This is a genomic window from Acinetobacter sp. CAU_H_S170_2, from assembly GCF_058890445.1.
Window position 1 is genome coordinate 1,392,893 of sequence record NZ_JBZYAE010000001.1, and the last position, 19,763, is coordinate 1,412,655.

The window sequence follows — 19,763 nt, forward strand, 5'->3', positions numbered from 1 at the left end:
ACTACTAAAGAGCATTTTGTAAATTGATAATGCTTGTGCCTTGAGCAGTATTTTATTTGGTAGTTTGTATACTTTATTAAATAAAAAATGATCACTATTTCGCACGGTGATATTACTATTCAGCCAAGTTTAAATCGGTATACTAGAATCTCTTGTATAAAAAGTAGCAATATCAGGAAAGACAATGACTGCACGTATTCAAAAAGGCAAGTTAGCGATTGCTAAAGAACTTTACGATTTCATCGAAAATGAAGCACTTCCAGGTTCAGGTTTGGACAGTGAAACTTACTGGAAAAACTTTGAACAAGTCGTTGTCGATCTTAGCCCAAAGAACAAAGCACTATTGGCTAAGCGTGACGACATTCAAGCGAAGATCGATGAATGGCACCGCAACAACAAATTTGAACTTGGAGCTTACAAAGCTTTCCTTACTGAAATTGGCTACTTAGTACCAGAAGTAGAAGATTTCCAAATCAGCACAGAAAATGTAGATGAAGAAATCGCATTATTGGCTGGTGCGCAATTGGTAGTGCCTGTGCGTAATGCACGTTACTGCTTAAATGCTGCAAACGCGCGTTGGGGCTCTTTATACGATGCACTTTACGGTTTTGACGTGATCCCAGAAGACGGTGGCGCGGAAAAAGGTAAAGGCTATAACCCTGTGCGTGGCGACAAAGTTATTGCATTTGCTAAAAACTTCTTAAATGAAACCTTCCCATTAGCGAATGGTTCGCATGCTGATGCGACAAAATATGCAGTTGAAGGCAAAAAGTTAGTTGTGACGTTAAAAGACGGTTCGACATCGACTTTGGCTAAAGAAGCACAATTTGTTGGTTTTAATGGCGAAGAATCTGCTCCAACAGAAATCGTACTTTTAAACAACGGCCTACACGTCGTAATTGAAATTGATGCAAACAGCCCAATTGGTAAAACAGATGCCGCTGGCGTAAAAGATTTAGTACTTGAGTCTGCTGTAACGACTATTCAGGATTTAGAAGATTCGATCGCTGCTGTAGATGCAGAAGAGAAAGTTGAAGGCTACCGTAACTGGTTAGGTTTGATGAAGGGTACGCTTTCAGAGTCTATCGAGAAAAATGGTAAAACTGTTACGCGTACTTTGAATAAAGACCGTACGCACAAAAACTTGATCGGTGGTGAAACGAAACTTCATGGCCGTTCATTGATGCTTCTTCGTAACGTGGGTCACCTAATGACCAACCCTGCGATCTTGGTAGATGGTGCTGAAATTTACGAAGGTATCATGGATGCATTAATCACTCCGCTATTGTCTTTTGCAGACATTAAAGGTGAAAACGAAAACAAGAACTCTCGTAAAGGTTCTATGTACATCGTAAAACCTAAAATGCATGGTCCTGAAGAAGTTGCTTTTGCTATTGAGTTGTTTGAGCGTTCAGAACAAGCGCTTGGCTTGCCTGCAAAAACTTTAAAAATCGGGATCATGGATGAAGAACGTCGTACTTCTGTAAATTTGAAAAACTGTATTGCGCAAGCAAAAGACCGTACGATCTTCATTAACACAGGTTTTATGGACCGTACAGGTGATGAAATCCATACCTTTATGGAAGCAGGCCCATTCGTTCGTAAGGGTGAAGTAAAATCACAAATTTGGTTCCCAGCATATGAAAACCGTAACGTAATGATCGGTCTTCAAGCTGGATTACGTGGTAAAGCGCAAATTGGTAAAGGCATGTGGCCAAAACCAGACATGCTTTTAGACATGTACAACACTAAGATTGAACATCCAGAAGCGGGCGCAAGCTGTGCATGGGTTCCATCTCCATCTGGTGCTGTTATTCACGCGATTCACTATCACCAATGCAACGTGTCTGAGCGTCAAAAAGAATTATTGAATACTCAGCCTTTATCATTAGATGATCTATTAACACCGCCTTTAGCGACAGACACAAACTGGACTGAAGAAGAGAAAACCAAAGAGCTTGAAAATAACCTTCAAGGGATCTTGGGTTATGTTGTGCGTTGGGTTGACTTGGGTGTAGGTTGTTCGAAAGTTCCAGACATCAACAACGTTGGTTTAATGGAAGACCGTGCAACTTTACGTATTTCATCTCAACACGTTGCAAACTGGTTGCGTCACGGCATCGTATCTGCGGCGCAAGTTGAAGAAGTGATGCAGCGTATGGCGAAAATCGTTGATGAGCAAAACGCAAACGATCCGCTTTACACCCCTATGGCGCCAAGCTTCGATGGTTATGCATACAAAGCAGCTTATGACCTTGTGTTTAAAGGTGGTGAGCAGCCATCAGGTTATACAGAACCACTTCTACATGCTGCACGCTTGAAGTTAAAAGGTTATACAGGTGACTAATCTGTAAAGCTAAAAAAGCCTCTTCGGAGGCTTTTTTATTGGCTGGAACAAGTCGTACTCTGTCTATAGAGGAAAACAATAAGACTGATTTAATTTCGGGTAATGGTGATCTATAGATTAGGACTTGCTCAGAGCTATGAATGGGTTTAAGCGTAGGGCTAAATCAGTATCTCAACTAGACGCTGCGGATAAAAGCCTTATACAATTCGTTATATAAAGCTCGTCATACTATTGTTAACCATCAAGTTGGATGAAAATCCATGTGCGCTAATTTTAAACCTCTAACCCTTGCTCAGGTACAACAGTTTGGTCTACCTGAAATTCCGTTTGATTATGTCGAAGAAGTCTATCCTGGTTATGAGTTGCCTTTATTGTTCAAATCAAATTTAGGTTTTGAGTGGCGTAAGGTACATTTTGGCTTAATACCGAAATGGGCAGAAGATAAGAGCATTGCAAGCAAAACCTATAATGCTCGAAGTGAGACACTTCTGCAAAAGGCTAGTTTTATTGAAGCGACTTCAAAGTATCAGTTTGGGGTGATTCCCGTTTTTGAATTTTATGAGTCAAAATATATAGAACAAAAGCCGCAGAGATGGGGTGTCAGACGACAGGATGGTCAAGTGATATTTGTTGCTGCACTTTATGAAATCTGTCGTATAACAGGTGAGGTAGTGCGTTCAGCAACCATGCTTACAATGGATGCTATAGACCACCCAATGATGCGGGAGTTTCATGAGCCGGGGAATGTGAAACGCTCAGTGATCGTGATTCCACATGAACGTTTAGAGGAGTGGCTCAGCTGGAAATCACCAAATATTCAATCCTTTGTACAAGGCTTTCCTGTTGAAGAGTTTGAGTGTTCACATGTGCCGAAAATAAAAGTCGAAAAAGAGAGTCCCCAACTCAACTTTTTCGACTTTTAAGCGGTTTAGCGAGCTAAATTTTTAAACACGTGTTTTAAGCTTTCCATCATTTTTTCAATTTGCAAAGGTGTTAAGCCTTCAAATGATTGCTCAAGTACAACACTGGTGAGATCATTGATCTTATTGGTCATTTCAACACCTTTTTCGGTGAGAAGGACACGGGTAATACGGGCATCGTCTTCACAAGAATAAGTTTCAACCAATCCTTCATCTTTTAAACGATAGACAATTTTGGTGGTTGTCGACATTTTAGAGACCACCATGTCAGATAAATCAGAAACACTGGCATGTGGCTTTGAGTCTAGAGCCAGTAAAATACGACGACGTGAGTTATCTAAACCATACTTTTTTAAAGCGTGATCGACATTGAGTACATACTGTGCATGTACTTGCGTTACCCAGTAAAATGGAAAACTTTCTAAAGAAAAATCTTCAGAACCTGGTAGGAACTTACTGTACTTTTTGGTCATGTGACGGATTCCCCGTGAATCGTATTTTTATTTTATAGATCATTTGAACACATTTTATGTGAACACTCATACACTTATCAATACAAAATTACTGGATTTATCACCATAAACGAAATTTGTTAATGGATAACCTTGGCCAGTAATCAAGAAAAGTTAAGCGTGGCTGTTTAGAAGAGACAGGGTATAGCCGTCTTTATCTTGATGGAAGCTCACAATGCTTTGTGCAAATTGTACAACTTCATCTTCGACTTCAGCATTCTGGTGAGAATCTAAAGAGAGTTTAGCCATGGGAACACCGTCCTGTAGAACGATAGGCAAGTGCATTTCAAACTTTTGGTTATTATGCGAAACCACAACTTTAACTTGATGCTGATCAAATGAGGAGTCTAAATGCAGATATGCGCCTTCATAGCTAGTATTGGCAAGCATTTTTGACGTCTTATTGAAGGTCAATGCTTTTTCATTGTTCATAGCGATGAATCCTGTCTTCGATTACTTTGATCGGATTGTCAATCCGCGCATCCTTGGTTTGGGTAATTGACCACTTTTACAACAATGCTGGTCGTGTTTCATTTTAGTGAAAAAAATGGATTTGTGAACTAGTGTTTTTAACAAAAAGTGTCATTCTTGGAAATCATAAATGTAGTGAATTGATATTTTTTAACTATTATTAAAATAAATAATTAAATAAAAACAATTATTTGGTTTTTATTTGAGATGGTTTTAATTAGAAAAACTAAAAAATGACCGTGGCGTCTAATCTTTATAGAATGCGATAATTGGCATTAAGTGACAAAATTGCGAACAGAGATTTCGATATTTTTATGTATTTTTTGCATAATAAGTGGTCGAATATTAAAATTTTGTTAAAAACCATAAAAAAATTATTACAAGCCAAACATCTCAGGCATAATTATTTCATCTTTAGTTGAATAGGTCACAAATATGGATCCGTCGCCGTGCAGGTCTATGCTTTTAAAACAGAAACATAATTCTGGGGTAATAAAATAATGGAATTTTTATTAGATCCGGGAATATGGGTAAGTTTACTTACGCTGATTATATTAGAAATTGTTTTAGGTATTGATAACCTAGTCTTTATTGCCATTTTGGCTGAAAAACTTCCCCCTGAGCAACGTGATAAAGCGCGTGTCATTGGTCTGTCGCTTGCACTTTTAATGCGCTTGGGCTTGTTGTTTATCATTACTTGGTTAGTCACGTTGACTCGACCGCTGATTACTGTCTTAGATTGGACATTCTCTGGGCGAGATCTCATTCTTTTATTTGGTGGCTTGTTCCTAGTCTATAAAGCCGTTACCGAATTGCATGAAAAAATTGAAGGTAAGCCCGAAGTTAAGCTGACCACCAATGTGGTCTACGCAGGTTTCACCGCAGTTGTGGCACAGATTGTGATCCTTGACGCGGTGTTCTCACTGGATTCGGTGATTACCGCGATTGGTATGGTCGACAACATTAATGTGATGATGGTGGCTATGGTCGTTGCCATGGTGGTCATGCTGTTGGCGTCGAAACCATTAATGACTTTTGTAAACCGTCATCCGACTGTGGTCATCTTGTGTTTAAGCTTCTTACTCTTGATTGGTATCAGCCTGATTGCGGAAGGTTTCGGCTTCCACATTCCTAAAGGTTATATCTATTCGGGTATTGGTGTTGCCATTGCGATTGAAGCCTTTAACCAGTTTGGTGAGCGTAATGCGGCAAAACATGAAGCGAAAATTCCACTACGTCATCGTACTGCGGATTCTATTTTAAAACTCATGGGTGGCAAGCTCCAAGCTGAAGACCCTGATCAGCTTCAAGCACAAGAAACTTTTGCGGATGAAGAACGTTATATGATTGGCGGTGTATTGACATTGGCTGAACGTTCGGTCGCGTCGATCATGACACCGCGTAGTCAAATTTCGTGGGTCAATCTTGATGATTCACCTGAGAAAATTCGTGAACAGGTACTGTCTGTGCCGCACAGTTTATTTCCAGTGTGCCGCGGTAGCTTGGATAAAGTGATCAGCATTGCGCGCGCCAAAGAATTGCTCGATGTCTTAGATGATGAAGAGCAATTGAAAGACCTGATCAAACGTCATCGTCCAATTTACATTTTTGAAAAAATGAAAGTCATTGATGCGATTAATACGTTAAGAACGTCTAAAGGTTCATTGGTTTTGGTGAGCGATGAGTTTGGTAATGTGCAGGGCCTTGTTTCACCGCTTGACGTATTTGAAGCGATTGCTGGTGAATTTCCCGATGCCGATGAGCAACTTGATTTGGTGAAGGTTGATGATCAGACGTGGAAGGCGACAGGCATGCTGGATTTATATCAGCTTGAACTGGAACTTGGGATGATCGATTTGGTTGAAGAAGATGCGGGCTATATTAGTGTTGCCGGTTTAATCCTAGATAAAACTCATGGTGATGTACACGTTGGGACTCAACTGGACTACCGTGGTGTTCACTTTGAAGTGCTTGAGTTGGATTCAAACCGAATTAAGACCGTGAATATTAGCTATCGTACTGCTTAATCATTGCAATAATAGATTGTGAGAAAAAATGCCAGCTTTGTGCTGGCATTTTTTCTGCTTATAAAATAAGCGCTATGCACTTAAATAAAAAGCAGTTATTCTATGCCCGCAATTGGGTTGTCGTATTGCGTACTTGAAATTACCTGTTTGGTGAAGACAGCTTGTTTCTATCCCTATGGTTATCAAAGCATTGCATTTAGACTATAGCAGTAAAACAAGTGATCAAAATAAGAACGGAAATACTTCATGCAACTTATGGAAAAGGTCGTTGATTTTAAAAAGCTTTCAGTAGAGAAAAAACAAGTTCTATTTGAAGAGCTTGAAACTTTTGATCGACAAATTTTCCCAAATGCAATCCAAGAAGAACTACATCAATTAGTATATAACCCTGATGTAGTGGCATTACCAATTATTCGTTTTTATCATCGCGGAAAAATAGTTGGGCAAAATATTATTGCTATATTGAAGCTTAAGACAGCGCATCAACCTTTATATATTCTTAGCTCGCGTGCAGCTTTTTTACCTGATTACCGAAATCAAAACAGAACACTTTTATCCGCAATTCGAGTGACCTTGGGTTATCGTTTAAAATATCCCACGCGTCAGTTATGGTTTGTTTCGAGTTTGATGCAGCCAAAAGTATATCGGCTGTTTGCTTCACGTTCAAAACGCTTTTATCCGCGTGCAGAAGTGCCAATGCCTAAGGATTACTTACAGGTTCTTGATCTAATGCAAAACCGTCATGTGAATGTGCAACAGCGCAGTGAGGATGTGTTTGTGCATCCTTGTGTACTGCCGCAGACCACGCCTGAACAATTGATTCGGCTTCGAAATCGAGCCAGTCGTCATATCAACTTTTATATGCAACATACGCCTGATTATTTTATTGGTATGGGTTTAATGTGTATCTGTAAATTAGATGTGCTGACTCTGCTAGAAGCGGCGATGAACGTGCTTTTAGGGCGAGAAGTTACCTAAGCAGAAACTCTCGCCATACTTTATTTAGGCTGAGGTACGGATAAGCTGTATATCCGCATATTTATAAATGGTTTCAGCTTTCATTTGATGAATGTGATCCATAAACGCTACATTAAAACTTCCTGTGCTTTGGCTTCGGGCATATGCAAGCTGCCCAGCAATGGCAAAGTGGACATGCGCAGACAGCGCTGCAATGACAGGATTGGTGACTGCGCTATAGGCTGCAATTAATGCACCAAGGGCACAACCTGTAGCAGTAACTTTGGGTTGTAAATGTGAACCACCATTGACTTGGATTACAGCATCAAGTTGTTTGGAGAGAATATAGTCAGACTCACCAGAAATGGCAATGACTTCAGCCTGCGCTAAAAGTGTTTTTGCTTGATGGTAAACATCAGCACTGCTTGCAGTACTATCAACGCCTTTGGTTTCGATCTGGTTTCCCGCAAGTGTGCTGATTTCAGATGCATTTCCACGAATAACCGTGGGTTGAAAAGCTAACAGCTGATTCACCATTTCAGAGCGCCACTTTAAAAACGGCCCATATCCCACAGGGTCTAATACCCACGGAATGTTTTGCTGCTGCGCGGTTTGTGCCGAGATTTGCATGGCTTGCATTTGTTCAGAGGTTGGCGTACCTAGATTAATACTGAGCGCTGCACTAATGCGTGTGAAACTTTCAGCTTCAAAGGGATTATCAATCATGGCAGGTGAGGCGCCTGCAGCCAATAAAACATTGGCTGCATAGTTGGCAGCCACACTGTTGGTGATACATTGTACCAAAGGTTGTTGCGTTTGCAGGGCAGTCCAAGCTTCAGCAACATATGCCACCAAGACATCGGTTTGGTCTTGAATCGATTGTTTTGTGTTAAGCAAGGACAGGTCTAAAAGCTGGGTCATAGTGGATGCCCTTATTTGGTGAAATAGTGGTCTTGATGCTTACATTTGCGACAAAATAAAGTCACATATTGGTCGGCATCATAATCTACGGTGAGCTCATTTGAACCGCAGTACATACAGCGTTTTTGTGAGTAGAAACTTAAACGTGGTTCAATTTTTTGCCATGAACGAGAGACAGGCTGAAAGAAAATGGCTTCGTCATAGCCTAAAAATCGGAAAAATAAGACTTCGCTCATTTTGCTGAATGGTAGGTTATGTGGTCGAGGCAGAGTTGATGTTTCCCATTTTTCAGCCACACTGCGTTCACGGTATTGTTGTAGAGTTTTTTTCAGTAAGTTGGTGTTAATAAAGTTTTCATTTCTGGGTTGTAAGGCTTTACGTTCATATAAATACTCCAATGCAGTTTGGATTAAATAATAAATTTGTCCGACCGCGAGTACATCGAGTAAACGATAACAAAACACTTGGAAACTGTTATTTCCTGCAATTTGAATGCCCCAAGTACGACAGTAAAACTGCATAAATTGGATAATTTCCTGATAGAGCAATTGGTACAAGGCATTTTTGACTTCATCCGCGGTCTTAAAAGGCACACCAAGGCTAAGGTTTTCATAAAACCAATAGCGTAACTGCTGCGTAACACTAAATAGGCTGGGTTCAGAGTAGCCGTCCAAACGCACATTAATATAATACTGATGGGCTTCACTGGCAAAATCTTTGGCAACGAGGATTTGTTCTTTTACCAGTTGTTTGACGAGACTATTTTGAAATAGATAATTGGGGGTGACACTAAAATATTTGATCTGTTCCCAATCAATAAACTCTTGATGCTGTGTATGTTCTTGTGCGTAGCCATCTAACAGGGCCAATAAAAATAATTTATGCATAAAACTGAGTTGACCCAGTTCAAACTCATAAATGTCCTTGGTTTTGGTTTTATGCTGTTCTTGCTGACGAGTTTCTTTCAATATTTTTTTGCGCTGGGCTAAACAACTGTCGCAGTGGCAATTTAGATTGGAATTGCTAAAAACACGATGTTGGCAGTGGCTACATTCATGAAAGTTAATTTCTTTGTCGTATTGTTCAGCATCCACCCAAAACATGGCCGCCTGACAAAGTGGACAAGGCGTGCTCTCATCAAGTTGTTTGTGCAAAATTTGAAGCGACATAAGATGAATTTGAAACTCAGGATTTTCTCAAATTATACACGCTAAAATTTCAGAAAGGCGTTGTAAATTGCAGTGTAATTGAACAAGTAGAGGTGCTTTGTAAACGCTAGATGGGTGAAGCAACGCAGTGGCGAATATAGGGCAAAAAAAATACGGCATGCACCGTATTTTTTGGACTAGTAGAATTTAAACGGGGCAAGGTAGAGAGTCATCTTCCATACCTAGTTTTTTAGCTTCAATCATGGCTTGAACTTTTTTGCTCGGCAACTTTTTGCTCCCTAGTGTGTCGTAGTGATTTAAAATGCTACTGACATCGTGTGCTTGTAAAGGTATTCCTTCACAGCTCATGAACAGGGCAATGACTTTATGATCAATTTTTGCAGCATGCATTGCTTGCAGCATTTTTATATTTTCGACGCGGACGATATGGTCTTTTAAGTACATCTCACACCTCTTTTATTTTGCTTAAGTTTTATCATGCGCTATGCATATTTAGATACAAGCAAAAACTGTGCACAAAATGTAGCCGATTTGAAAATTAAGTTGGATATTTGAAAAGAGCTGGCTTTAGATCTTATCGATGTCTTTAAGTTTCTCAGCGTTTGAATGGCGGAGAGCTAATGGCACTGTGCAAGTCTAAAGGCTGGTGCAAATATTGCTAGACAAGCACGGCACGATGTGAGGAGTTGTCTGTTTCTTATTCACTTGGTGCAGTCATATGAGCGGGATAAGAACAATAGAATTGAAAAGCCTGTTCAACGTGCCCATATAAATATCATTCAACATACACAGACAGTATGGCAAACTTGTCGTATGATCAAAACATACACAATATAAAGCTGTAGACCAATAGCATTAGGACATGACATGAATATTGCGGCAAATCCAATTATTGAAGCAGATCAAACCGTCTATTTAAAAGACTATCAAAAACCATCTTTTTTAGTAGACAGCATTCACCTCGATATTCAAGTCTATGATGAGCATAGCCAAGTTGATGCTGTACTGGAGCTGACGCGCCAAACCGAGGGTGATTTGGTTTTACTCGGTCGTGATTTAGAGCTGAAAAGTTTAGTGCTGAATGGTCAGCAACTTAGCCAAGAGCAATATGCGCTTGATGCAGAGCAGTTGGTGATTCGTAATGCACCAAATCAGATCAAGCTTGAGACATCGGTGATCATTCATCCTGAGTCAAATACACAACTTGAAGGTTTATACCAAGCCGCATCAGATTTGTTTGTTACCCAAAATGAGCCTGAAGGATTCCGTAAAATTACCTTTTACCCAGACCGTCCTGATGTCCTTTCAGTTTTCACCACACGTGTAGAAGCCGATAAAAAATATCCAGTGCTCCTTGCCAATGGTAACTTGATTGAAGCGGGCGAGGCAGGCGAAGGTCGTCACTATACCATTTGGCAAGATCCAACCAAAAAACCAGCGTATTTGTTTGCTTGTGTGATTGGTGATTTGGCTGTTTTAAAAGACCGTTATGTGACCTCGGAAGGCCGTGATGTGGCTTTAGAAATTTATGCCGAAGAAAAAGATATTCCGAAATGTCATATTGCAATGGAAGCCTTAAAGCATTCAATGCGTTGGGATGAAGAACACTATGGTCGTCCCTATGATTTAGACAACTATATGATTGTGGCTACCAGTGCGTTTAACATGGGTGCGATGGAAAATAAAGGTCTAAACATCTTTAATACGTCATGTGTTTTGGCGGATGAAGAATATACGACAGATGCCGCGATTATGCGTGTACAGTCGGTAATTGCCCATGAGTATTTCCATAACTGGACAGGTAACCGCATTACTTGCCGTGATTGGTTCCAATTGTGTTTAAAAGAAGGCTTAACGGTTTTCCGTGATCAATCTTTCTCAGAAGATTTGCAGTCTGCTGCGGTTCAACGTATTGATGACGTTGCGGTACTCAAAGCGCATCAGTTCCCAGAAGATTCAGGCCCATTGTCTCATCCACCGCGTCCTGATCATTTTGTGGAAATCAATAACTTTTATACTGCAACGGTCTACGAAAAAGGTGCGGAAATTAACCGCATGATGGCTACCTTATTGGGCAAAGAAAAATTCCGTAAAGGAACTGATGAGTACTTTGAACGCCATGATGGTCAAGCTGTGACCGTTGAAGACTGGGTAGCCGCTTTAACCGCAGGTTCAGGCGTAGATTTATCCAATTTCTTAACATGGTATAACCAACCTGGTACACCAAAGTTAGAAGCGGAAGGTCATTATGATGCTGCTGCGCAAACCTATACTTTAAACTTTAAGCAAAGTTTAAAAGCACATCCTAAGTATCCGAACCTAAAAGCTGTTCCAATTCCTGTCGCTTTAGCACTGTTCGATGCTGCAACAGGTGAGCAATTGGTTTTAAACTCAGACAGTTTATTTGAAAATGCAGTCAAAGACGGTGTGTATCTTTTTGACCAAGACCAAGCCAGCATTGTGTTTAGCGGTTTAAGCACGAAACCTGTCGTGTCATTACTGCGTAATTTTTCTGCGCCCGTCAACTTAGAATTTAACTATACCGATGAAGAGTTGGCGTTCCTGATTCAATACGAAACCAATGGTTTTAACCAATGGCAAGCAACGCAAACACTGCTTGAGCGTATTTTACTCAATGGTCATGATGCGCATATTTATATTCAAGCCATTAAAAACACGCTACCAGATCTTTTTGAACAAGATCCACTCTTGGCATCACGTTTATTTGATGTGCCAAGTGAAGGTTATTTAGGTAGTCGTATCGACACTGACTACGAACCAGCGAAGATTCAAGAACAACGTAATGCTTTGATTGAAAAATTAGCACGTGAGTTAGGTGCGTTCTGTAAAGACACTTATTTGGCTTTAGACCCAGATTTGCAAAAAGAGTTTTCACAAGCCATGGGTGTCCGTGCGCTGAAAAACATCATGCTTAGTATGATGGCGCGTCAAGGCGATGAAAGTGCTTTTGAGCTGGCATATCAGCAATATGAAGCCACAGGCAATATGTCTGAACGTTTAGGTGCACTACGTGTCTTGGTTTGGAATGATGCACCGCAAGCAGAAGCGGCTTTACGTGATTTTTACCTACGTTTTAAAGATGAGGCTTTGTCACTAGATCAGTGGTTCACACTTCAAGCGGCACATCCTTGTGCTACGACGGAAACCATTCAATACCTCACTTCACATGCCGATTATGATTTGGGCGTGCCGAACCGCATTCGTTCAGTGAGTGGTGGTTTAAATGCAAACCCAGTGAACACATGGAGTTTTGGTGTGGATCATTTCATTGGGCTGGCAAAATATTTAGATGAGAAAAACCCAATTGTTGGCTCTCGTTTACTTCAGGTTTTGTCACGTTGGTACACATTGGCAGAGCCACAGCGTAGCGAAGTGAAAGCGAAGCTTGAGGCTTTAAAACCACAAGTGAAATCTAAAAATGTCAGTGAAACTTTAAGCAGTATGTTAAGTATTTAACTGATCTACGCATAAAAAAAGTCAGTCAGTAGACTGGCTTTTTTTATGTAAACTGAAGAATGACAGCATGAAGAGTGCACATTGGTATTTTTATAAATAATGAACATTCATGTGAATAGTGTGAAATAAATCGCATTTTATGGGTATAATGTTATGGCATAACAGATGATTAGCTCAATATTCTGTATTTTTTCGGCTTCTGTATACAGGCTATTGGGCAGACAAACATGTAGAGTGTAAAAACAGATATGTTAGTTAAAATTGAAGATGGGTTTTATTTAAATACCGTTCATATTATTGCTATTCGTATTGCGAAAAGTGCTGAACTGGGAACATTTCAAGTCAATGTTGAATATAGTCCGCATAACCATCAGGCTTCGGGTTTATTTCAAAAAACTTTTATGCAACAGTCGGCAGCAGAGCATTATTTGCAAAATTTGCATCAGCAGATTAGTAAAAGCAAATGAAGTGAACGAGTTCTGCCAAATAAAAAAGACTGCTTCGGCAGTCTTTTTTATTTAAAACAATACTTAAACTTTTACGATCAGCACAGGTATTGGAGACTGCGTTAGAACATTTTGCGCCACACTACCTAACATCATCTTTTTAAAACCTGTACGGCCATGTGAGCCCATCAGAATCAGATCTGCACCGACTTCATCGGCCACATGAATAATACCTTCAGAAGGAGAGATGCCGCGGATCACTTTGGTATCCACCTCAATTTCATCACGGTCAAATGAGAGCTTTACTTCGGCTAAACGGTCTTGAGCGACTTTTTCAGCATGTAGAAAATAGTCGGTGATAGCTGGTGCTACTTTATAGAAGTCGACTCCGACAAATGGATCGACTGCAATCACGCTCATGAGCGTTACGCGACTATTTAAATCTTTGGCCAACTCAAGTGCTTGTTCAACAGCAGCATAAGACATCGGTGATTCATCGACGGCAACCAAAATGTGTTTGTAGCTCATTATCTTCTCCTTAATGGTACGTCTTTATGCGGATCATTTTGCAGTACATGCGAAATCAGCTCACATAAAGACGCGTTATAGTTGATTAAGCTTTAACAATGAGAACTGGGAGCTCAGTAGATTTGAGAACATCTTGAGCAAAGCTGCCTAATAGGAATTTTTGAAAGCCTTTGCGACCATGTGAACCCATTACAATCAGGTCATTTTTCAGTGAAGTTGCTGTTTCGACCACAGCATCTTCAGAGACTTCACCTTTAATGATTTTAGACTGAGCTGTTACACCTTGTTCTTGTGCAATTTGAACCGCATCCTGAAGGGCTTTCTCAGCATTGTTATAGGCTTGTATGAAATAGTCTTTCATGATTGGAGAGGTATAGTAAAAATCGGCATCTTTGAGAGGGTCTTCAGCAACTAAGCTAATCAATGTAAGTTGACTGCCAAAAACTTTGGCAATTTCAGCCGCTTGCTTAACCGCAGAAAAAGAAATTTGTGAACCGTCAACAGGGACTAAAATATGTTGGTAAGCCATCAGAGGGACTCCTTTTTGTATAAGATTTAGTTCTTGATTTATTGATAACACACTGCCATTAAATGTTCAATTTTGATCGGGCTAAAAATTGAAAATTCATGAAATTAAAAGAAAATAATTCAAGAAAATGCTGATTTTCGTGTCCAAAATCTTGAGTGAAAAACTCAAGTTTCAGATTTAATACGATATTCTTTAAAAGATACTTCTGGTGTTTAAATGAAGCTGAAATGAGATCTGTTTAATCATGCGATGTGATAGAGACTGTATTAGAATCATTTGAAAAAAGGATGGGGCCGAACAGTATGATTTTTCAACCAATAATAAAAGTACTTAGTACTGTTTTCATGATTGTGCTTTTGAGCGCGTGTCAAAGTGTAGAAAAGAACACCAAACTAATTGCGGGTACATTTAACACAGCAACCAATATTCAAATGAAAATGCTAGATCGCTTTGCGCCTCCCGATGTCATCGTACACAATAATATTACATATCAAGCTAGTCCTGAGCTGAATGTTGACATCTATCAACCCCAAAATATTGAACAATTAAACGCAGTGCCCACGGTGGTTTGGATTCATGGCGGCGGATGGGTTTCGGGCTCAAAAGAGCATGCGCGAGGTTATTTTAAGCTTTTAGCTAATCAAGGCTTTAACGTGGTCTCGGTAGAGTATCAGTTTGCACCTGAGGCTATTTATCCCACTCAGTTACAGCAAGTCGATCATGCACTGAATTTCTTACAATTGAATGCTGCTCAGTATCATATTAACCCGAACCAACTGTATCTAGCAGGAGACTCTGCTGGAGCCAATATTGCCAGTCATTATGCTGCGCTTTTGACGAATCCCGCATTTGCTCAAGCATCCAATTTTAAGCCGAGCATTCAGCCGAAACAGCTTAAAGGGCTAATTTTGCATTGTGGTATTTATGACTTATATCGCTTTGTAAACACCGCTCCTGAGGAACTCAGGCTCATTGAATGGGGCGTTTATAACTTGGTTCAAGCGTATACAGGAGAGCGTAAAGAGGATGCAGCTTTTTTAAAGGCAATTTCAACCAGTGAGCATATTACGCCACAGTATCCACCTGTCTTTATTAGTGGAGGAAATAAAGACTTTTTAACCAATAGCCAGTCTTTACCTTTCGTCGAGGTGTTGAAGCAGCATCAGGTTGCAGTCACGGAGGCTTTTTATCCAGACTCTAAGGAGTTTTTGGTGCATGAATATCAGTTCATGATGAGCAAACAAGCGAGTCAGATCACCTTTGATCGAACCATTGATTTTATAAAGCAAACCTCAAGGCCGACTGAAACAAAATAAAAAAGTATGCAGAAAGCCTTGTTTAATTTTTGCTATTTTAATAACATACCGACCGATTGGTATGTTTTTTTGTTGAGTTTCTGATGAATCCTATATTAATGGCTTATGCTTTGCTGGCGATGGCAATTATTTCTGAAGTGATTGGTTCGACTTTTTTGGTAAAGTCGGAAGGTTTTACCAAGCTATTGCCTTCTCTGGCCGTAGTCGTTCTATTTTCGTTGGCATTTTATTTATTGTCTCAAGTGATTAAAGTGATTCCATTGGGTATCGCTTATGCGATTTGGGCGGGTGTTGGTATTGTTTTAACCGCTCTGATTGGTTACTTTGTTTTCCGACAAAGTCTAGATTTCGCAGCAATGATCGGTATTGCACTGATTGTTTCTGGTGTGGTCGTGATTAACTTATTTTCAAATTCAACAGGGCATTAAGTTCGATGCAACAAGCAAGTCCACGTAAAAAGGCACCAGAACAGGTTCGCCAAAGTATCCTACAACATGCGATCTGTTTGGCTGCTGAAAAAGGCGTGACTGGGGTCTCCATACAAGCAGTGGCTGATTTGGTTGGCGTGAGTAAGGGTGGTGTTTTCCATCATTTCCCAAACAAACAAAAGCTACTTGAAGCGATGGTTGTGGAACAACTTGAACAATTGGATCGTGTTGTTGATGAGTTGATTAGTCAAGACCGTGATCGTTATGGTTGCTTTACCCGAGCCTATATTGAAATTACTCTAGAAAAGCAGGTGCTAGGCTTGGAGCATTCTTGGTCAGCTATTTCGATGATTATGCTGACGGATCGTACCTTTAATGAGTATTGGATTGAGTGGCTAGAAAAACGTTTAGCGCGACATCAGGATACAGATAATAATTTGGAGCTTAAAATTTTACGCTATGCTGCAGATGGCATTTGGCTCACAGCATTTACCGAGGTGGAAAATCTGTCTGAGACGATGCAGCTTAAGCAAGAATTGATTCAACGAAGTTATCAGCATTAAGTTTTCAATTTAGCAATATTTAAAAATGAAAAAGCACCCATCGAGGGTGCTTTTTGTATGAGGGCTTAAACTTTTTTGGCTTTAAATTTAAATATAAGCATAACTGCAAAACCAAAGAGTAGTCCCCAAAAGGCAGAGCCAATACCAAAGAACTGTACCCCAGATGCGCTGAATAAGAAGGTCATGAGGGCTGCCTCACGGTCTGATACCGCTTCAAATGCAATCGCGATGTTATGACTAATCGTGCCAAACAAAGCAATACCAGCCAATGCTGTAATAAAGATTGCAGGGAAAGACAGTAAAAGGCTGGTCAGGGTGGCTGCGAATAGTCCCATTAAGATATAGAAGAAACCGCAGCTCATGCCCGCAATATAACGTTTTGATGGATCAGGGTGAACTTGTTCATCTAAACTGACAGCTGCACTAATTGCTGCGGTATTGACACTATAACAGCCAAAGGGTGCGAGTAAGGCTTGAGCGGTACCCGTCCATCCAATCAGTTGATTGACGTGGGGGTTATAGCCATAGCTTTTAATCATGGCAATACCGGGTAAGTACTGCGATGCCATATTGATCACAAACAAAGGTAGCGCTAAACCTAAAATAGCAGACATGCTGAACTCAGGTGCCATCCAAACAGGTTGCGCTAGGCTCCATGTGATTTGAGGCGTATGGAAGTCTAAGAATAACGGGCAGAGTAACAAGCCTGCAATCACTGTAATGACAATGCAGTAACGTGGAGTAAGTCGCTTAGAAACAATATAAGCCGCCAGCATGGATAAAATAAAACCCCAATGGTCTTGCATACTAGCGAACAATGAAATACCAAACTTCAATAACACACCAGCTAGCATGGCACTGGTTAGGCTTTGCGGGATATACGTCAGAACTTTTTCAAAGATACCGAAAAAGCCCAAAATGGCAGTAACTAAACCACAGACCAAAAATGCGCCAATCGCTTCATGCAAACTATAACCACTGCCTGTCGCAATAATTAAGGCCAGTGCTGCCGTAGACCATGAGGTCGATACAGGATATTTAAGTTTCCAAGATAAAAGCAGCCCACTTAAACCAATACCCAGACCTAAAGCCCAGAACCATGAGTTGATTTGTGCGGTATTTGCACCTAAGACTTGGGCGGATTGAATGACCAAGACTGAAGACACACTAATGCCAATGAGGAAGGTAATAAAACCTGCGAATACTGCTGGAACTGAGAAATCTTGAAATAATTTTTGCATGAAGATCAAAACATAATTTGAATGAGTGAAAATAGCGATTGTTCAAGGATCATACGCTGGTTCTTGAAAAAGAAAACAGCATACAATGGTTTTTTTATCGAAAATAACGAGATTATTCACGAGAATTACAGGGTGGAAAGTGCGAGCTTTAAACCAAAACCACAAAACAGTAAACCAACAGTTGCCACTGCGACAGCGGCAACTTTAAACTGACGGTTAAAGTAACTGGCCAATTTAATCCCTGAGAAAATCAAAATGCTAAGATAAGCCATGCTAATGATCTGCAAGATGACTGAAAGTAAAGTAAAGCTGAGTGCAGGATAAGCGTATTTAGGGTTAACAAACTGCACAAAGAAAGACAAATAGAACAAAATAGCTTTAGGGTTTAAAAGACTAATGGTCAGCGCTGATCTAAACGGGTGTAGCGTTTGCAAAGTATTCTGGTTTGCACTTGCTTCAAGATGCTGTGGGGATGAATGCCACGTTTTGACGCCAGCAAATAAGAGTTTTCCACCTAGGTAGGATAGGTACAAAGCACCTACAATTTTTAATAAAATGAACAGCCAAGGAAAAGTATGTAAAAGAGATGCTGCGCCTAGTACCGTGCATAGAATGAGAATCAGGTCACCTGTGAAAACGCCTAATGCTCCCCAATAGCCGATCTTCGGACCAAAACGTGAGGCAATGGACATCACATAAAGAGAATTTGGGCCTGGTAGAATCACAATTAAAATTGTACCGATGATATAGGTACCGATGTCGATAATCCCAAACACAACATATTCTCAATAAAAAAGCCGATATTGCATGATAGCAAAATCGGCTTTTAAAAGAAGAAAAATCAAGTTAAGCTGAAATTTCTTCATCTAGACCAAAAGACTGACGCAATAGTGTGTTCAGCTGTTGACGGGCTTTAATAAATCCATCAATACCGCCTTGTAACAACTGCGTTGCCATCAAGTCATGTTCAATTTGATTCCTAAACTCAGTTTCACTGAGTGTGTTAAGTGCAGTTGTCGCTGGCGCAATATCACTTGCTGACAGTTGGGCTTTAACTTCACGTGTGTCTTGTTCAAGAGCTGCCAATAAGTTAGGCGCAACAGTAAGAAGGTCACAACCTGCAAGTCCTAAGACTTGGTCAACACTGCGGAAGCTTGCGCCCATAATTTCTGTTTTGATCCCATGTGCTTTATAGAACTGGTAAATTTGCTTCACAGAAAGTACGCCAGGGTCTTTCTCAACTGGATAGCTGTCCACGCCTTCGGCTTTTTTGTACCAATCTAAAATACGTCCAACAAAAGGTGAAATTAAAGTGACATTTGCCTCCGCACAAGCATGGGCCTGATGCACACCAAACAAAAGCGTTAAGTTGGTATGGATACCTTCAGCTTCTAACACTTTCGCTGCTTGAATACCCGCCCATGTTGAAGCGATTTTAATTAATATACGATTTTGATCTACGCCGTAGTTTTTATATAGCGCCAACAGCTCTTTGGCTTTTTCAATGGTGGCATCGGTATCGTATGACAGTGCAGCATCCACTTCTGTAGATACACGACCCTCAATCAATTTGAGAATTTCCACCCCAAACTTGACGGTAAGAATGTCGATTGTGCGTTCAATGAGTAAGTCTTCTTTATAGCCCTCAGTTTTGGCTTGAGCAAAAGCATCCTCAATCAACTCTTTATTTTCAGGTTGAATAGCAGCCGCTGTAATCAGCGACGGATTAGTCGTTGCGTCAAGCGGGCGAAATTGGTTAATCGCCGCTAAATCGCTACTGTCAGCAACAATGGTGGTTAAGCTTTTTAATTGGTTTAATGCAGTTTGTGTCATTGATCGTTAGTTCTTAAAGTTATTACCCATAAAATATTTATAACACAAACTGCTTCTAACCCAAGTGGATTCGGATGT

Annotated in this window: 19 protein-coding genes; 9 read left to right on the top strand and 10 right to left on the bottom strand. The window is 40.3% G+C overall.

Features of this window, described 5'->3' with window-relative positions:
* Positions 1-184: 184 nt before the first annotated feature.
* A complete protein-coding gene (locus AC5EUN_RS06815) occupies positions 185-2,347 on the top strand; it encodes a malate synthase G (RefSeq protein WP_493352227.1) in 2,163 nt (720 codons plus the stop codon).
* Positions 2,348-2,607: 260 nt separating this feature from the next.
* Positions 2,608-3,270, top strand: a complete 663-nt coding sequence (locus AC5EUN_RS06820) for an SOS response-associated peptidase family protein (protein ID WP_348960559.1) — start codon at positions 2,608-2,610, stop codon at positions 3,268-3,270.
* 5 nt (positions 3,271-3,275) lie between these two features.
* On the opposite strand, the gene AC5EUN_RS06825 is transcribed toward AC5EUN_RS06820, so the two are convergent.
* Together AC5EUN_RS06825 and AC5EUN_RS06830 are read right to left on the bottom strand one after the other, a co-directional pair.
* Positions 3,276-3,740, bottom strand: coding sequence for a MarR family winged helix-turn-helix transcriptional regulator (locus tag AC5EUN_RS06825; protein ID WP_004696885.1), 465 nt, complete (start codon positions 3,738-3,740; stop codon positions 3,276-3,278).
* Between the two features lie 153 nt (positions 3,741-3,893).
* A complete protein-coding gene (locus tag AC5EUN_RS06830; protein WP_058869726.1) occupies positions 3,894-4,211 on the bottom strand; it encodes a hypothetical protein in 318 nt (105 codons plus the stop codon).
* Between the two features lie 539 nt (positions 4,212-4,750).
* On the opposite strand from AC5EUN_RS06830, the gene AC5EUN_RS06835 reads away from it, so the two are divergent.
* On the top strand, positions 4,751-6,277 hold the full coding sequence (locus tag AC5EUN_RS06835; protein WP_010326838.1) for a TerC family protein: 1,527 nt from the start codon (positions 4,751-4,753) through the stop codon (positions 6,275-6,277).
* Positions 6,278-6,523: 246 nt separating this feature from the next.
* A complete protein-coding gene (locus AC5EUN_RS06840; protein WP_005401169.1) occupies positions 6,524-7,255 on the top strand; it encodes a hypothetical protein in 732 nt (243 codons plus the stop codon).
* 24 nt (positions 7,256-7,279) lie between these two features.
* Here the strand turns inward: AC5EUN_RS06840 and thiM are convergent, their stop codons facing one another.
* The 3 genes from thiM to AC5EUN_RS06855 all read right to left on the bottom strand — a co-directional run bounded on the left by thiM (position 7,280) and on the right by AC5EUN_RS06855 (position 9,768).
* Entirely contained in the window at positions 7,280-8,155 is an 876-nt protein-coding gene (gene thiM, locus AC5EUN_RS06845) for a hydroxyethylthiazole kinase (RefSeq protein WP_005401170.1), read from the bottom strand.
* Between the two features lie 11 nt (positions 8,156-8,166).
* Complete coding sequence (locus AC5EUN_RS06850; protein ID WP_005401171.1) at positions 8,167-9,324, bottom strand: hypothetical protein; 1,158 nt, start codon at positions 9,322-9,324, stop codon at positions 8,167-8,169.
* A gap of 186 nt (positions 9,325-9,510) precedes the next feature.
* The gene (locus AC5EUN_RS06855; RefSeq protein ID WP_005401172.1) at positions 9,511-9,768 is read right to left on the bottom strand and encodes a hypothetical protein; all 258 of its coding nucleotides are present in this window, start codon (positions 9,766-9,768) and stop codon (positions 9,511-9,513) included.
* 423 nt (positions 9,769-10,191) lie between these two features.
* On the opposite strand from AC5EUN_RS06855, the gene pepN reads away from it, so the two are divergent.
* Both pepN and AC5EUN_RS06865 read left to right on the top strand, forming a co-directional pair.
* A complete protein-coding gene (gene pepN, locus AC5EUN_RS06860; protein WP_010326837.1) occupies positions 10,192-12,801 on the top strand; it encodes an aminopeptidase N in 2,610 nt (869 codons plus the stop codon).
* Positions 12,802-13,049: 248 nt separating this feature from the next.
* Positions 13,050-13,268: a hypothetical protein gene (locus AC5EUN_RS06865; RefSeq protein WP_010326836.1), complete on the top strand. Its 219-nt coding sequence runs from the start codon at positions 13,050-13,052 to the stop codon at positions 13,266-13,268.
* A 63-nt stretch (positions 13,269-13,331) separates the two neighbouring features.
* Here AC5EUN_RS06865 and AC5EUN_RS06870 read toward each other — a convergent pair whose 3' ends face one another.
* Together AC5EUN_RS06870 and AC5EUN_RS06875 are read right to left on the bottom strand one after the other, a co-directional pair.
* Positions 13,332-13,775 carry a universal stress protein gene (locus AC5EUN_RS06870; protein WP_004696899.1) on the bottom strand — a complete coding sequence of 148 codons (444 nt, stop codon included), beginning with the start codon at positions 13,773-13,775 and terminating at the stop codon, positions 13,332-13,334.
* A gap of 85 nt (positions 13,776-13,860) precedes the next feature.
* Positions 13,861-14,304, bottom strand: a complete 444-nt coding sequence (locus tag AC5EUN_RS06875) for a universal stress protein (RefSeq protein WP_010326835.1) — start codon at positions 14,302-14,304, stop codon at positions 13,861-13,863.
* 302 nt (positions 14,305-14,606) lie between these two features.
* On the opposite strand from AC5EUN_RS06875, the gene AC5EUN_RS06880 reads away from it, so the two are divergent.
* From AC5EUN_RS06880 to AC5EUN_RS06890, 3 genes are all read left to right on the top strand, one after another.
* On the top strand, positions 14,607-15,620 hold the full coding sequence (locus AC5EUN_RS06880; RefSeq protein ID WP_010326834.1) for an alpha/beta hydrolase: 1,014 nt from the start codon (positions 14,607-14,609) through the stop codon (positions 15,618-15,620).
* 83 nt (positions 15,621-15,703) lie between these two features.
* Positions 15,704-16,048, top strand: a complete 345-nt coding sequence (locus AC5EUN_RS06885; protein ID WP_005401176.1) for a DMT family transporter — start codon at positions 15,704-15,706, stop codon at positions 16,046-16,048.
* Between the two features lie 5 nt (positions 16,049-16,053).
* Complete coding sequence (locus AC5EUN_RS06890; RefSeq protein ID WP_010326832.1) at positions 16,054-16,611, top strand: TetR/AcrR family transcriptional regulator; 558 nt, start codon at positions 16,054-16,056, stop codon at positions 16,609-16,611.
* A gap of 65 nt (positions 16,612-16,676) precedes the next feature.
* Here AC5EUN_RS06890 and AC5EUN_RS06895 read toward each other — a convergent pair whose 3' ends face one another.
* The 3 genes from AC5EUN_RS06895 to tal all read right to left on the bottom strand — a co-directional run bounded on the left by AC5EUN_RS06895 (position 16,677) and on the right by tal (position 19,685).
* A complete protein-coding gene (locus AC5EUN_RS06895) occupies positions 16,677-17,852 on the bottom strand; it encodes a benzoate/H(+) symporter BenE family transporter (protein WP_010326831.1) in 1,176 nt (391 codons plus the stop codon).
* Positions 17,853-17,977: 125 nt separating this feature from the next.
* Positions 17,978-18,628, bottom strand: a complete 651-nt coding sequence (gene leuE, locus AC5EUN_RS06900; RefSeq protein WP_010326830.1) for a leucine efflux protein LeuE — start codon at positions 18,626-18,628, stop codon at positions 17,978-17,980.
* Between the two features lie 70 nt (positions 18,629-18,698).
* Entirely contained in the window at positions 18,699-19,685 is a 987-nt protein-coding gene (tal, locus tag AC5EUN_RS06905; RefSeq protein WP_010326829.1) for a transaldolase, read from the bottom strand.
* Positions 19,686-19,763 lie beyond the last annotated feature (78 nt).